At 70.9% G+C, this 13,220-nt stretch carries 15 protein-coding genes; 9 read left to right on the top strand and 6 right to left on the bottom strand.

The genetic code is table 11. The features are described from left to right. The 4 genes from VK923_16960 to VK923_16945 form a co-directional block, all read left to right on the top strand. On the top strand, window positions 1–756 hold a 756-nt coding region (locus VK923_16960; GenBank protein HSJ46369.1), incomplete at its 5' end, for a GAF and ANTAR domain-containing protein. 861 nt (window positions 757–1,617) lie between these two features. Continuing rightward, complete coding sequence (locus tag VK923_16955; GenBank protein ID HSJ46368.1) at window positions 1,618–2,154, top strand: hypothetical protein; 537 nt, start codon at window positions 1,618–1,620, stop codon at window positions 2,152–2,154. An 89-nt stretch (window positions 2,155–2,243) separates the two neighbouring features. After that, window positions 2,244–2,672: a GAF domain-containing protein gene (locus VK923_16950; protein ID HSJ46367.1), complete on the top strand. Its 429-nt coding sequence runs from the start codon at window positions 2,244–2,246 to the stop codon at window positions 2,670–2,672. Beyond that, window positions 2,651–3,886: a GAF domain-containing sensor histidine kinase gene (locus tag VK923_16945; protein HSJ46366.1), complete on the top strand. Its 1,236-nt coding sequence runs from the start codon at window positions 2,651–2,653 to the stop codon at window positions 3,884–3,886. Before VK923_16950 ends, VK923_16945 begins: the two co-directional genes overlap by 22 nt. Window positions 3,887–3,964: 78 nt before the next feature. On the opposite strand, the gene VK923_16940 is transcribed toward VK923_16945, so the two are convergent. The 3 genes from VK923_16940 to VK923_16930 all read right to left on the bottom strand — a co-directional run bounded on the left by VK923_16940 (window position 3,965) and on the right by VK923_16930 (window position 6,306). Then, window positions 3,965–5,161, bottom strand: coding sequence for an amidohydrolase (locus VK923_16940; GenBank protein ID HSJ46365.1), 1,197 nt, complete (start codon window positions 5,159–5,161; stop codon window positions 3,965–3,967). Window positions 5,162–5,458: 297 nt separating this feature from the next. After that, window positions 5,459–5,863 (bottom strand): hypothetical protein, encoded by a 405-nt coding sequence (locus VK923_16935; protein HSJ46364.1) that lies wholly within the window; start codon window positions 5,861–5,863, stop codon window positions 5,459–5,461. Continuing rightward, the gene (locus VK923_16930) at window positions 5,860–6,306 is read right to left on the bottom strand and encodes a hypothetical protein (GenBank protein HSJ46363.1); all 447 of its coding nucleotides are present in this window, start codon (window positions 6,304–6,306) and stop codon (window positions 5,860–5,862) included. Before VK923_16930 ends, VK923_16935 begins: the two co-directional genes overlap by 4 nt. Window positions 6,307–6,456: 150 nt before the next feature. On the opposite strand from VK923_16930, the gene VK923_16925 reads away from it, so the two are divergent. Continuing rightward, the gene (locus VK923_16925) at window positions 6,457–7,017 is read left to right on the top strand and encodes a hypothetical protein (GenBank protein ID HSJ46362.1); all 561 of its coding nucleotides are present in this window, start codon (window positions 6,457–6,459) and stop codon (window positions 7,015–7,017) included. Further along, window positions 7,014–7,655: a hypothetical protein gene (locus VK923_16920; GenBank protein ID HSJ46361.1), complete on the top strand. Its 642-nt coding sequence runs from the start codon at window positions 7,014–7,016 to the stop codon at window positions 7,653–7,655. Before VK923_16925 ends, VK923_16920 begins: the two co-directional genes overlap by 4 nt. A gap of 118 nt (window positions 7,656–7,773) precedes the next feature. Here VK923_16920 and VK923_16915 read toward each other — a convergent pair whose 3' ends face one another. From VK923_16915 to VK923_16905, 3 genes are read right to left on the bottom strand one after another with little or no spacing between them, the layout of a single operon-like run. Next, complete coding sequence (locus VK923_16915; GenBank protein HSJ46360.1) at window positions 7,774–8,961, bottom strand: M20 family metallopeptidase; 1,188 nt, start codon at window positions 8,959–8,961, stop codon at window positions 7,774–7,776. Then, window positions 8,958–10,118 (bottom strand): o-succinylbenzoate synthase, encoded by a 1,161-nt coding sequence (gene menC, locus VK923_16910; protein HSJ46359.1) that lies wholly within the window; start codon window positions 10,116–10,118, stop codon window positions 8,958–8,960. The genes VK923_16915 and menC overlap by 4 nt, the downstream gene beginning before the upstream one ends. Continuing rightward, on the bottom strand, window positions 10,115–10,921 hold the full coding sequence (locus VK923_16905; protein HSJ46358.1) for a GNAT family N-acetyltransferase: 807 nt from the start codon (window positions 10,919–10,921) through the stop codon (window positions 10,115–10,117). The genes menC and VK923_16905 overlap by 4 nt, the downstream gene beginning before the upstream one ends. A 155-nt stretch (window positions 10,922–11,076) precedes the next feature. Between VK923_16905 and VK923_16900 the strand changes: the two genes are divergently transcribed. From VK923_16900 to VK923_16890, 3 genes are read left to right on the top strand one after another with little or no spacing between them, the layout of a single operon-like run. Next, window positions 11,077–11,703 carry a hypothetical protein gene (locus VK923_16900; GenBank protein ID HSJ46357.1) on the top strand — a complete coding sequence of 209 codons (627 nt, stop codon included), beginning with the start codon at window positions 11,077–11,079 and terminating at the stop codon, window positions 11,701–11,703. Between the two features lie 18 nt (window positions 11,704–11,721). Further along, window positions 11,722–12,129, top strand: a complete 408-nt coding sequence (msrB, locus tag VK923_16895) for a peptide-methionine (R)-S-oxide reductase MsrB (protein ID HSJ46356.1) — start codon at window positions 11,722–11,724, stop codon at window positions 12,127–12,129. Further along, window positions 12,126–13,163: a 5'-3' exonuclease H3TH domain-containing protein gene (locus VK923_16890; GenBank protein ID HSJ46355.1), complete on the top strand. Its 1,038-nt coding sequence runs from the start codon at window positions 12,126–12,128 to the stop codon at window positions 13,161–13,163. The genes msrB and VK923_16890 overlap by 4 nt, the downstream gene beginning before the upstream one ends. Window positions 13,164–13,220 lie beyond the last annotated feature (57 nt).

The raw sequence follows: 13,220 nt of genomic DNA, 5'->3' as shown, positions 1-13,220 counted from the left end.
CGCCGTCGAAGCATCGTTTCGACCTGCTGGTTATCGGCCGTGCGAGTGGCGCGTGACGCCGCGCTGATCCTGTGGGCCACGTTGCGGGACCGGGTGGTCGCCGACGTGTTCAGGTTACCTGGGGCCATCAACGATCTGTCGTCGCACGTCCGCGCGTCGCTGTCCGTCAGCGGCGCCGGGGTGCTGGTGGCCAGCGGCGGGCAGCGCCGCGCGGTGTTGGGCGCGTCTGACAACCGCATGCACCGGCTCGAGCAGTTGCAGGCGACGTTCAACGAGGGGCCGTGCATGGATGCCTATCGCAGCGGCCGCTTCGCGGGTGAGCCCGACCTCGTGAACGCCCAGGCGCGGTGGCCGGTGTTCGGGCCGGGGGCGCTGGCTGCCGGCATCGGCGCCACGTTCAGCTTTCCGGTGCACGTCGGCGACGTCGCGTTCGGCGCCCTGGACTGCTATCGCGTGCGACCGGGCGCGTTGACGCCCACCCAGATCAGCATGGGAGAACTGTCTGCCGACATCGCTGCGGACCTGATCCTGCATGCGCAGATGGGCGCCGGCGTGGATGCCGTGGTCGAACAGATGATGCTCGGCGACAGGGCAGCTGCGTCCGTTGAGCAGGCCAGCGGCATGACCGCGGCTCGCCTCGGCATCTCGATACCGCGGTCGCTGGAGCTGCTGCGTGAGCACGCGCGCGTCCACCACATCAGCCTCGACGAGGTGGCAACGAGAGTCATCGACGGGCGACTGCAGATCGGACCATGAAGGTCTGGTTTGCCGCGCCACGGCGGGCCAGACGCCCCCGACGCGCACGATGACGTTTGTGCGCTTGTGCCGGTTGCGTTGACAGTGAGCGCGATCAGCGGTACGAAGGGCCTGTTGCGGTTGAGAAGCCAGCCGCTTCGGGAGCCTTCGCGACGGCTGGCTCTGTCGCGCGCCGGGTCGACGGTCCTCGATCATGGGGAATGCTGAGAGGCCGCCTGCACGAGAGGCGGGCGCCACGACAGACTCGCGTCCGGCGCGGTGAGCGTCGACACCGCTGAGGCGCACGCGGAGGATCCACCACCAGCGGACTGCCATGCCCCGCACCCGGCCTGATCGGCCACCTGGTGGGCGGAGGTCTGCAGCGCGTCGTGCAGCCGCCCGGCCACTCGGGGTCGAGCGTCGGGGTGCTCTCGGGACACGGGCACACTGCCCGCTGACCGCGGCGAGGGGAACCTGTCATCAATCCCGGCATCGGCAACAGAGGTGGTCGACCGACCCGACGGCACGTCGATGCCGTGCCTTCACCGCTGCGGACCAGGCTCTGGCACGGTCGCGTATCCGATCGCTGGCTGCCCAGGCCGCCGGCGTCGGTGCGACTGGTCGATGTACCGCTGGACACGGCGCAGACGACCGGACGCTGGCTCCGCGCGCTGCCGGTCACGCCGGAGCATCCGCACGACCGTGATCACCGCGTTGTCCTCGCCGGTCGGGTCAGGGAGTTGACCAGCGCGTTGCTGCAGACCATGGCTGGACTGGCTCACGTCACCGCTCAGGTGATCGCCGCGTCCCCCCGTCCGCGGCGTGCAGGGAACGGTCCAACGGTCAGTGTCGACCTCGCCCAGGCACCGCCGGGCATTCGCCATGCCGCGGACATCCTGGGCCACGATCGAAGACCTCGAACGCACCGCCGGCGTCGCCAGATTGAGCGTGCCCGCGGGCGCACGCGGCCTCGTGGCATGGATCGCCGACGAGCTCGACACCCAGATCAGCGGGCATCCGCCCAGCCCGTTCTCTTCCAGTCGCCCGCTGCCGCCACCCCCGTGTCGGCTGCTGCGGACAGCGATGACACACGCCGTCGGGCTCGGGAAGTCAACCGTGCACGCGTACCGTCACAGGGGCTTCGCGGCCTTCGAAGCCCGGAGACTCCACGCGTTGGACGCGGCCACGGTGCTGGCAGCACGGCCCGGAGCGACGCTTGATCAGCTGCAACCGTCGCGTGCGGCGTCGCGCGTGGACTTCCTCGCCGAGCTTGGACACCTCATCGAACTGGGTGCGGTGTTCGGCATCGGTCACCGCTGGTACCCCTACGACATCGCCGTCCTGACCCTTCACGACCTCTCTGCCGGCGCGCGCAGCGGCTGCGGATGCCCCGTGCGGAGAGCCGCGACAAGGCGGTGAGACGCATGCCTCGTCAACAGTCTGGCGTGCCGATGGCTCTATAAGCGTTCCGCACGGATTCGTCGCCGCCGCGCTTGGGTCATGGATGCGTGTTCGCCGAGTTGCGTCGCACCAGCGGGATCATCGGCGCGCGTGATGGCGTGTGGCGGCTTGTCGACGCTTTCGTGGATCTTGCGTCCGCGGAGCTGACGCTCGCAAGCGTGCTTGATCGCATCGTCGAGGTTGCCCGTGCGATGGTCGACGCCGAGTACGCCGCCGTGGGTGTGATCGCCGAGGGTGGGGGACAGCGTAAGTCCGTGCACACGGGCATGGATGCCCCCACCGTGGAGCGCATCGGCGAGCTGCCGGAAGGTCACGGCATCCTCGGATTGCTGGTCGGTGAGCCGGAGGTGCTGCTGCTCGAGGATCTGTCGCAGCATCCGGCGCCGGTTGGCTCTCCGGCGCATCATCCACCGCTGATGTCGTTCCTCGGCGTGCCGATCACGGTGCGGACACGGTGTATGGAAACCTGTATCTGAGCGATTCTCGGGAAGGCCGCGGCTTCACCGACGAAGACGTCGAGTTGGTCACCGCGCTCGCGGGCGTCGCTGGGGTGGCGATCGACAACGCCCAGTTGCACGACCGGTCACTGAGACGCGAACGGTGGCTCGCAGCGACGCGCGACGTGGCCGCCGCGCTGCTGCGCGGAACCGACACCACGCAGGTGCTGACGCGAGTGGCCGCCCGCGCCCGCGACCTCGCCGATGCTGAGATCGGCACCGTGGCGGTCGTCGTCGACGGCGGCCAGCAGCTGACGATCGTCGCCGCCGACGGTCGACAAGCGGCACGGCTACGCGGCCGCCAGTTCTCCTCGGAGGGCACGGTCGACGGTGACGTGCTTGCGAGCGGGCGTGCCGCGACGACAGACCTCACCTCAGATGACCGAGCCGATGAACCGCTCGCCAACGTGGACGGCTTCGGCCCGGCGATGTGCTTCCCCCTGGTCGCCCGCGGTCGCAGCGTGGGCACGCTGACCGTCGCGCGCGACAAGGCTGGTTCGCCGTTCGGCGGTGACGACATCCACTTCGCGGAGGGGTTCGCCGAGCAGGCGGCGCTCGCGCTGGACTACGGGCACGCCCAGGCCGAGCGCCGGCTCGTTGCTGTCTACGGAGAGCGTGATCGTATCGGCCATGACCTGCACGATCTGGTCATCCAACGGTTGTTCGCCGCCGGGCTGACCGTGGCGGGTGCGCTGCCACAGGTCGTCGACGAGGGCGTCGCCGAGCGTCTCGATGACGTTGTCGGCCAGATCGACGCCGCGATCCAGGATCTGCGGTCGTCAATCTCTGGTCTCCACGCCCGACGTGACAGGGCGGCGCGTCTCACGACCCAGATCGATGAGATCTGCAGCCTGGCTGAGGCGGCCCTCGGGTTCACTCCCGTGTGTGAGATCGATCCGGCCGCGGACGCGGCCGTGACCGATGAACTGGCGCCCGATCTGCTCGCCGTGGCCCGCGAGACGCTGACCAACGTCGCGCGCCACGCGGAGGCGTCCAACGTGCGATTGCGGCTCCGCGTCGACGACGGCATCTGCCTCGAGGTGGCCGACGACGGCCGCGGCTTCGCACCCGGCGCACGCACGAGCGGCATTGCCAACATGCGTGCCCGCGCCAAACGACTAGGCGGCTCGATCCACATCGCGGATGCTGCTGGCGGGGGCACCGAGATCACCTGGCGCGTGCCGCTGCCCTGACCAGCCAGTGGGCACCGTGCGTTGGCGCCCGCCGCAGCTCGACTCGGCTGGCAATCGCAGTCGCAGACAACGTCGCTGTCAGTCCGGAGCGATCGCCGACAGCGGGTCGGTCGTCAGCAGGCGCCGGACGGATTCCGCGAAGACCGCGACACCGACCGGCAGCGCCGACTCGTCGACGTCGAAGTGCGAGCTGTGATGCGCTGCGGTGATGCCCCGCGACGGGTTGGCGACGCCGAGCCGGAACATGCACACCGGGATGCCGGTGCTGCCGAACTCGAAGAAGTCCTCCGCGCCCATGGACGGGTGCTCCTCGACGGCCACGCAGTCGTCGCCGCAGATCGACCGGGCGGCGCGCTCGACCAGCCGCGTCAGCGACGTGTCGTTGAAGCCGGCGGGGTAGCCGTGCTGGATCGAGACCGTCGCCGACGTGCGGTTGGCCGACGCGACGGCGTGCGCCATCTGCTGGATGCGTTCGATCAGGTAGGCCCTGGTGTCGGGGTACAGCGATCGTATGGTCGCCTCGAGCGTGACGCTCGACGCGACCACGTTGTGGCGGGTGCCGCCGTGGATCGAGCCGAATGTGATCACCGCCGGCTTCAGCGGGTCGACCTCGCGGGTGATGATCTGCTGGGCGTTGGTGATGAAGTTCGCGGCGACCGGGATCGGGTCGATGGCGCGGTCCGGGTGCGCCGCGTGTCCGTCGATGCCGTGGATGGTCAGCGTGATGTCATCGACCGCGGCGGTCACCGGCCCGCTGCGCAACCCGACGGCGCCGGCGGGGTGGTTGCTCGCCGTGTGGAGGGCGAGGATCGCGTCGGGTGCCGGGTCGTCGAGCACACCGTCGGCGACCATCGGCTCGGCGCCGCCGCCGCCCTCCTCGGCCGGTTGGAAGTACAGCACGACGGTGCCGGGCAGCTCCGCCTGGCCGGCGAGCAGTTCGGCCAGCCCGAGCACGCACGCCACGTGGGCGTCGTGCCCGCAGGCGTGTGCCACGCCCTCGTTCTCGGACCGGTAGCCGTCACGTCCGGGCGCCTCGGTGACGGGCAGCGCGTCCATGTCGGCGCGCACGCCCACGCACCGCGCGCCGCGACCTTCGATGACCGCCACGACGCCGGTGCCCACGACGCGCCGGTGCTCGATGCCGAGGTTGGACAGGACCGATTCGATGTAGGCCGCGGTCCGGTGCTCGCACCAGGCCAGCTCGGGGTGACGGTGCAACTGCCGGCGGTGCCGGATGAGGGTGTCACGCAGCGCTACCGCGCGGTCGTGGATCATCGTCGGCGTCCAGGCCGAGGACGATTGCAGCAGCGTACGTGTTCCTCTCGAAGCGGCAGAGTCCACCATGGCGCGCAACGCTATCCCGTTGTCGTCGTGACCGCGAACCTGCACCACGTGTGGAAGAGGGCACGAGGTCCACGTCTGATACTCCATGGTACGGTATCACGTTGCGTAACTCGAAGTGTGCTGACGGCGGGAGCACCTGGCCAGGGCGTGCAGGCTTACGCAGCATCGCTATCACTGAGCGTGATCATCGCGACCCCTGTGTGACCGCGAGGCAGCGCCCGCTCCTGGTCAGCGCCCGAGGACGCGCAACCGCCGGTCCGACCCCGAGGACCTGGACGCGGCAGCGCGGCGGTTGACCGCCCGCCGCCGCACTTGCAGCAGGATCAACATGTTCAGCGAGTGCATCGCCCCGAGGCTGAGCAGCAGCAGGCCGAACTGCTGGATCGACGAGCGCAGGGCGTCGATCGGAGTCGCGCCGGCATTGATGCGCAGCAGCAGCAGCGCATAGCCCAGCGTGAACACCAGGAACCCCGTCACCAGCAGGCGGCTGACGGCCGCGGCGAGCTCGGGCTGGCTGCGGAACACGTCGTCGAGGAAGATCCGCCCGTCGCGGTGGAGCAGCACGCCCAGCCAGGAGATCAGCGTGATCGCCAGCGCCACGTACACGATGTAGACGACGATCGCTCCGTTCATCGGTCTCCCCGGCGCATGCGCGCCTGCTCGCTAGGTGGTTCGTCGCCACTCGGGCTCGACCGTCGCGACTGACGCCGGCTGTCGCGCTCGGCCGCGTCCTCCTCCGCGCGGGACCGGCGGAAGCGCAGGAAGATCAACGTGTTGAGCAGGTGCAGCAGCCCGAGGCTGACGAGCAGGATGCCGAGCCTGCGGATCAGGAACTGCAGCGCGACGACTCCGGTCATCTCACCGCGGATCTGCAGCAGCAGGAACGCGTAGCCGAGCGTGAACAGGGCGAAGCCGATGACCAGCAACCGGCTGGTCGCCTCCGCGAGCAGGGGCTGCTGGTCGTTACGCTGGCGCAGCAGCTCGAGGCCGTTGCGGTACAGCGTGGCCGCGAGCCAGATCGTCAGGCTGACGGCGACCAGGATGTAGAGCACGGAGACCACGAGCGCGTTGCCCATCGCCTGTCTCCTCCCGCTGCGCGGCGCAGTCCGGATGCCATGAAACCATCTCCTGACCCGATCGGCCGTGTGGCGGCTCGTTTCTACCCCGCGCCGGGGGGAAGACAGACGCGGCTCACGGGCGACGGCGCCCGGAGCGGAGGAGAGGCCATGGACGTGTGGGTCATCGTCATCATCGTGGTCCTGGCCCTGGTGGGGATCGCCGCCTGGGCCGGACTGCGTACACGGCGTGCAGACGGCAGCCGCAGGCTCAGGGAACGCTTCGGCGACGAGTACGACCGCGCCGTGGCGCACGCATCGGACACGAGTGAGGCCGAGCGCGAGCTCGAGCGCCGCATCGAGCGACTCGAACGCCTGCAGATCACAGAGCTGTCCACGGAGGACCGCGACCGCTACGTCGCGGCGTGGCGAGACGTGCAGCGGCGCTTCGTCGACGAGCCCGAGGCGACGCTGGGTGAGGCCGACCGGCTGATCACCCACGCGATGCGCGCCCGCGGATACCCGACGGAGCACTTCGAGCAGAAGGTCGAGGACCTGTCGGTCGAGCACGCCGACACCCTCGAGGCGTACCGCGAGGCGCACCGCATCGCAGACCGGCACGAGCGCGAGGGCGTGTCGACCGACGAGCTGCGACGCGCGATGCAGCACTACCGGACGATCTTCGAAGCGATCGTCGAGACCAGGACGACCAGGGGGAGTGGCCAGTCATGACAGAGGACATCCGACGGAACACCGACCGGACCGGCGAGCTCGACCACCGAGAGCGGGACGTCGAGGCGGCGCGGACCGGGCAGGAGGCCGCGCGCCGCGACGCCGGTCTGGAGCACACGGAGCACCGGCCCGCTGCGCAGCGCGACGTGCGCGAGGGTGAGCCGGTCCGCGCGGACGGTGGCGCCGCTCACGCCGACGACGCCCAGCGCCGCGGTGCCGCGCCGGCCGACCCCGCGGCGACCGACCGGGCCGTACCCACGGATGGGGGCGCCGCCACGACCGACAGCCGCGTCGCTCGCGACACCCACCGCGACCCGACGTCCGAGGGCCGCCGGGCCGCCGGACCGGGCACGACCACGGCGTGGAGCGGCGAGGGGCTGCTGAGCTCTGACGACCGGGGGACCTACCAGCAGCGCTGGGACGACATCCAGGTGCGCTTCATCGACGAGCCCCGCCAGTGCGTCCGCGAGGCCGACGACCTGGTCGGTGAGGTCACGACCCGCATCTCGGACCGCTTCTCGAGTGCCCGCCAGGACCTGGAGCAGCGCTGGGACGGGGGCAACGAGCCGACCACCGAGGAGCTACGCCAGGCCGTGCAGCGCTACCGCGACTTCTTCCAGCGCCTCGTCGCCCGGTAACGATCTGGGTGGACGGGGGAAGGCCACGTGGTCTTCCCCCGTCGTCATCACGGGGACGGTCCTCACCGTGGGGTGCGATGGTCCCAGCTGGTGGTCGGCACCAGCCGGGGGACCGCTGTCACCGTGGGATGCCTGTGGTGTCCCGACGTTCCGCCGTCGGCTCCGCCGGTCGTGACAGCAGCTCGGCGAGCAGCGCGGCGCGGCAGGGGAGCGAATCGACGCGCACCCACTCGTCGTCGGTGTGCAGCCCCTCGCCTACGCCACCGAGCCCGTCGAGCGTCGGTGTGCCCTCGTCGGCGGTGAGGTTGCCGTCGCTGGCGCCGCCGGCCGCGGCCTCCTCGAGCTCGAGGCCGAGGCGACGGGCGCACGCCCGTGCGTGCACGAACAGCGCCGCCGTGGCGTCGGTGCGCTGCATCGCCGGACGGTTCACGCCACCGTCGACCTCGAGTGTGACGCCGTCGTAGGTCGTGAGCGCCGCGAGCCCAGCGGCCACGCGGCGCGCCTCCTCGGGCGCGGTGAACCGCACGTCGATGACGGCCTCGGCACGCGCCGCGACCACGTTGGCCCGGGTCCCGCCGCGCACCGTGCCGACGTTGACCGTCGTGCCACGGGCCTCGTCGCTGAGCTGCGCGATGGCCGGCAGCACGCGAGCGAGCCCGACGTTTGCGTTGCGTCCGTCGAAGAAGTGCTGACCGGCATGCGCGGCGCGCCCGTGAGCGGTGACGGTCCACAGCCCCACGCCCTTGCGTGCGGTCTTGAGCGCGCCCGACGACGTGCTCGCCTCGAACACCAGCGCCATGGCGCTGGACCCGGCGCGCTCGCGGATCAGGGCGCTCGACGACGGGCTGCCCACCTCCTCGTCGGCCGTCAGCAGCGCCACGACGGGGCGTTGCACCGGTTGGCCTGCCGCCAGCAGGTGCGCCAGGGCATGGCGGGCGATGACGAGCCCTGACTTCATGTCCTGCGTGCCCGGCCCCCACGCCCGCCCGTCGTCGTCGACCCGCCACGGGTTGCGCTCCAGCGTGCCGACGTCGTGCACAGTGTCGTAGTGGCCGACGAACAGCACCGGTGCGGCGTCGTCGGGCGTGCCGCGCGGACCAGGCCAGACCAGCTCGAGATGGGTGCCGACGCCGTCGACCCTGTGGCGTGTAGTGGTCGCGCCGGTCCGCTCCCACTGCTCGACCAGTGTGTCGGCCAGCGCGTCGAGCCGCTCGACGTCACCGGTGGGGGACTCGTGCTCGACCAGCAGGCGCAGCTCGTCGACCATCGCCGAGGTGCGCTCGCGCAGCGCCCCGAGCGAGTTCATGCGCGTCCGCCGGTCGGGGCCGGCGTGCCGTCGAACGACGCGGCGTCGAACGACTCGGTGTGATGCACGCGGGCCCGCAGGCGCTCGTGGTCGATCACCGCGTCGACGCCGACGACATCAGGGACGGCGACCGTGCCGTCGGCGGAGATCGTGACCGGTGGGTCGATGATGTCGGCCTCCCAGTAGCGGTCGCTGGCGGACGTGTCACCAGGGAGAGTGAAGCCGGGCAGGCTGGCCAGCGCGATGTTGTGGAGGCGTCCGACGCCCGACTCGAGCATCCCGCCCACCCACAGCGGCACGCCGGACGCGATGCCCCAGTCGTGCAGCGCGAGCGACTCCCTGAGCCCACCGAGCCGGCCCGGCTTGCAGTTGATGATCCTGCAGGCGCCGATCTGCAGCGCTCGGCGCGCGTCGTCGGCCGACCGGATCGACTCGTCCAGGCACAACGGCGTGGCGATCCGCGCTGCGAGCGTGGCGTGGTCGATGATGTCGTCGTGCGCGAGCGGCTGCTCGATCATGGTGAGGTCGAACGCGTCGAGGGCGGCCAGGTGGTCGGCGTCGGCCAGGGTGTAGGCCGAGTTCGCGTCGGCCATCAGGGCGACGTGGGGGAACCGCTCGCGGACGGCGGCCACGCGCTCGACATCCGTCCCGGGGGCGATCTTGAGCTTGATCCGTGCGTAGCCCTGATCCAGGAACGCGGCGACGCGGTCGATCAGCGCGCCGGTCGAGTCGGCGATGCCGACGCTGACGCCCGCCGGCACCGCCGTGCGGTTTCCGCCGAGCACGGCGGCCAGCGACCGCCCCGTCGCCGCCGACCAGGCGTCCCAGACGGCCATCTCGATCGCGGCCTTGGCCATCGGGTTGCCGCGCACCTTGCTCCACCACGTCGCGACCTGCCGGGGGTCGGCGATGTCGCGGCCCAGGACGCGGTGCAGCAGGTGGTCGCGCATGATCGTCAGCGCGGACGCGACGGTCTCCTCGCTGTAGACGGGGTCCCGTCCGGCCACCAGCTCGCCCCAGCCGACGACGCCGTCGGCACGCGCCCGAACGAGCACGACGTCGCGCTCGTGCTGGGGGCCGAAGCTGGTCACGAACGGGTGCCGCAGGGCCATCGTGAGGCGCAGCAGGTCGACGCGGTCGATGCGCAGGATGGTCACGTGTCGCGCTCCACGACGTAGGCGGCGTAGCCGGGCGCGGCATCGGGGACGACGTCGACAGCCGTCAGGCCCGCCTCGAAGGCCGCGACGAGGGCGGTGCGCAATGCGGTCCGCCACACCGGACCGGCGTCGGGATCGTCGCGTCGCAGCTGGTCGATGTCGGACGGCATGGCGATCAGCGCGGCACCGGTCCCGAACACCGACGGGTCGTGGCGTCCCGGTCGCACACCCTCGGCCGCATCCAGGGCGGGCGGCAGCGCCCACGGCACGCCGGCCGTCGGCGTCGGGAGTCGCGGGTCGCCGCGGGCGTCGATCGCCCACTCGGCGAGCAGCCGGTCGGTCGACAGCCCGGCGTTGATCGCGTCGTCCATCGGTCCGTAGTGGTCGACGTGGTAGTGGCTGGCCACGGCGCCGAGGCGGCGCAGGTTGAGATAGGCGTTGCGGGCCTGCAGCGGGTCAAACGTCCAGGTGATCGCGGTGAAGCCGCGTGTGGCGGCGTGCTGTCGCTGCGCCAGCTTGAGCGCGCGGCCGATGCCCTGCGACTGCGCCTCCGGCAGGACGGCCAGCATGTGGGAGCACAGGATCGGCCGTCCGGCGTCGAGACCGACGAAGCCGTAGCAGAAGCCGACGGCCGTGCCGTCGACGGTTGCCAACAGCAGCAGGCCGCCGTTGTGGATCACCGCCCGGATCTGCTCGGCCGGCACCACTCCGCGGTCCGCCATGCCCCACGCCGCACGCTGGATGTCCTCGACCACGCGGCACGAGGCGGGGTCGCTGACGGCGTCGATGTGGACGTCTCCCATCCGTCGGCAGTGTGTGTCCCTGCGCGTTCGAAGGCAAGTTCCGGGCGTAGGTTGACTGGGCGCCCAGCCACGTGCCCGGTGCTTCGGTATCGTGAAGGCAACAGGTGCGGCACGCCTCACATCATCAGCGTCAGTGCCCGAAGGAGAGCAACTTCATGGCCATCCACCAGTGCCCACGGTGTGAGCTGCGCTTCCGCACCAGTTCGGAGTACAACGACCACCTCATGTCCGAGCACGGCGTCGATCCGGAGACGGTCAACCCGGTCCGCTACGCGCGGGCCAGGCAGCAGAAGCCGCTGTACCCGGACCTGGTCGAGGACAAGCGGGACGCACCACGACGAGTGCTGGTGGTCGGCAGCGCAGCGTTGCGTGCGCAGCGGCTCCAGCAGGCGCTCACGGACAAGGCCGCGGCCGGTGATGTGACGTTCCGCCTCGTGGTGCCGGCGGTCCGCCAGTCGCCGGTGACCGGCGAGCACTCGTGGTTCCAGACCGTCGGCGACGTCCCCCACCCACGCGAGCAGGATCTGTCGGGGCGGACGCTGGCGCAGCACCGGCTCGACGAGGCGGTCGCCCGGCTCCGGGATGCCGGCATCGAGATCGAGGGGATGGTGGGCGACCCGGACCCGATGCGCGCCGCGGCCGACGCGCTGCGGACCTTCAAGGCCGACGAGATCATGCTGGCGACCCTGCCGAGGGTCCAGTCGGGCTGGCTCGACGCCGACCTCCACACCGAATTCCAACACCGCTTCCGCCTGCCGGTCACGGTCGTCCCGGCAGCCTGACCGACGAAGGGGATCACCATGGCCGATCGGATCGAGCGCTCCGACGAGGATTGGCGGGCGCAGCTGACCCCCGAGCAGTTCCAGGTGCTGCGGCTGAAGGGCACCGAACGTCCCTTCACCGGTGCGTACTGGGACGTCAAGGCCGACGGCGTCTACCGCTGCGCGGCCTGCGCCACCCCGCTGTTCACGTCGGACACGAAGTACGACTCGGCTACGGGGTGGCCGAGCTTCTACGAGCCCGTGTCCGACGAGGCGGTACGCACCGAGATCGACCGCAGCCACGGCATGGTTCGCCTTGAGGTGGTGTGCGGTACGTGCGATGGGCACCTCGGCCACGTGTTCGACGACGGGCCGCAGCCGACCGGGCAGCGCTACTGCATCAACTCGGTGGCGCTGGACCTCGAGGAGGCCGGTCCGACCTCGTGACCGAGTCGCTCGCGCTGTTCGACGCCGACCTCGTCCCTGCGGCTGCCGCCGTCGTCGACCCGGTCACGCCGCCTGTCCCTCGGCCGGTCCCCTCGGAACCCGCCGCTGACGGTCCGGTCCTACTCGCGGTCGATGGCGACTCGCTGGTCCACCGGGCCTTCCACGCCTACGGCGCGACGACGGGCGGAGCACGCTACGGGTTCTTCGCGCTTCTTTCGGTCGTGTGTGACCAGGTCGACTATGACGGCCTCGTGATCGGCTTCGACTGCCGGGAGCACTCGAGGCGCCGTGCGCTGTACGCCGGGTACAAGGCGCAGCGACCCGACAAGCACGACGACCTGGCGGCCTCCCTGGACGAGTTGCCGGGCATCGCGGCCGACATGGGTGCCCATGTGATCGTGGCATCGGGGCTCGAGGCCGACGACGTCGTCGCGTCGGCCGCCGTGACCGCGGAGGCCGCGGGCTGGCGTTGCGTTGTCGCGTCACCCGACCGCGACGTCCTCGGCCTGGTCAGTGACCGCACCGAGGTCCTGCAGGTGCGCGGTGGCGAGCAGCCGATCCGGCGGATCACCGCGCGCAGATTCCGCGGTCGTCACCGGATCGCTCCTGCGCAGTACCTGCAACTGGCAGCGCTGCGGGGCGACGCGTCGGACAACCTGCCGGGCATCACCGGCATCGGAGCCAAGAAGGCGGCGGCGCTGCTGCGGGCCTACACGACCGTCGAGGAGGCCGTGGCCGACCGGATCGGGTGCCGCAGTGTGCTGGGACCCGAGCTGGGACAGGCACTGATCGATGATCTCGCTTCGGATGGTTCGGTGTTCCGTCGCAACGTCGCCCTGATGACCCTGGACCGGGACGTGCCAGTCGATCTGGACCAGACGCGACGCAGGGCGTCGCCCGAACAGATCCTCGAGGTGCTCCGCGTGCACCGCATGACCGGGCTGCACACCCGCATGTGCGCGGCGCTGTGCCCGTCGGGCGCGACACCACCAATGAGCGACGACGACGCCCCGCCGGAACGGCCCTGGGACTGAGACTGGATATCGCCGTCCCCGCCGTCGCCCCGACGCGGTCGAGCAGGGTCTGCCTCC

The organism is Euzebyales bacterium (assembly GCA_035461305.1).
Classification (GTDB): Bacteria; Actinomycetota; Nitriliruptoria; order Euzebyales; family JAHELV01; genus JAHELV01.
Note: the sequence above shows the minus strand (reverse complement) of the source record. Positions and strands in the feature narration are given on the sequence as shown.

What these genes read in the sequence shown, in the direction of transcription:
- VK923_16955 (HSJ46368.1), top strand. Translation starts at nt 1,618, where the DNA reads ATGCCGCGGACATCCTGGGCCACGATCGAAGACCTCGAACGCACCGCC.
- VK923_16940 (HSJ46365.1), bottom strand. Translation starts at nt 5,161, where the DNA reads ATGATCCACGACCGCGCGGTAGCGCTGCGTGACACCCTCATCCGGCAC.
- VK923_16935 (HSJ46364.1), bottom strand. Translation starts at nt 5,863, where the DNA reads ATGAACGGAGCGATCGTCGTCTACATCGTGTACGTGGCGCTGGCGATC.
- VK923_16930 (HSJ46363.1), bottom strand. Translation starts at nt 6,306, where the DNA reads ATGGGCAACGCGCTCGTGGTCTCCGTGCTCTACATCCTGGTCGCCGTC.
- VK923_16925 (HSJ46362.1), top strand. Translation starts at nt 6,457, where the DNA reads ATGGACGTGTGGGTCATCGTCATCATCGTGGTCCTGGCCCTGGTGGGG.
- VK923_16920 (HSJ46361.1), top strand. Translation starts at nt 7,014, where the DNA reads ATGACAGAGGACATCCGACGGAACACCGACCGGACCGGCGAGCTCGAC.
- VK923_16915 (HSJ46360.1), bottom strand. Translation starts at nt 8,961, where the DNA reads ATGAACTCGCTCGGGGCGCTGCGCGAGCGCACCTCGGCGATGGTCGAC.
- VK923_16905 (HSJ46358.1), bottom strand. Translation starts at nt 10,921, where the DNA reads ATGGGAGACGTCCACATCGACGCCGTCAGCGACCCCGCCTCGTGCCGC.
- VK923_16900 (HSJ46357.1), top strand. Translation starts at nt 11,077, where the DNA reads ATGGCCATCCACCAGTGCCCACGGTGTGAGCTGCGCTTCCGCACCAGT.
- msrB (HSJ46356.1), top strand. Translation starts at nt 11,722, where the DNA reads ATGGCCGATCGGATCGAGCGCTCCGACGAGGATTGGCGGGCGCAGCTG.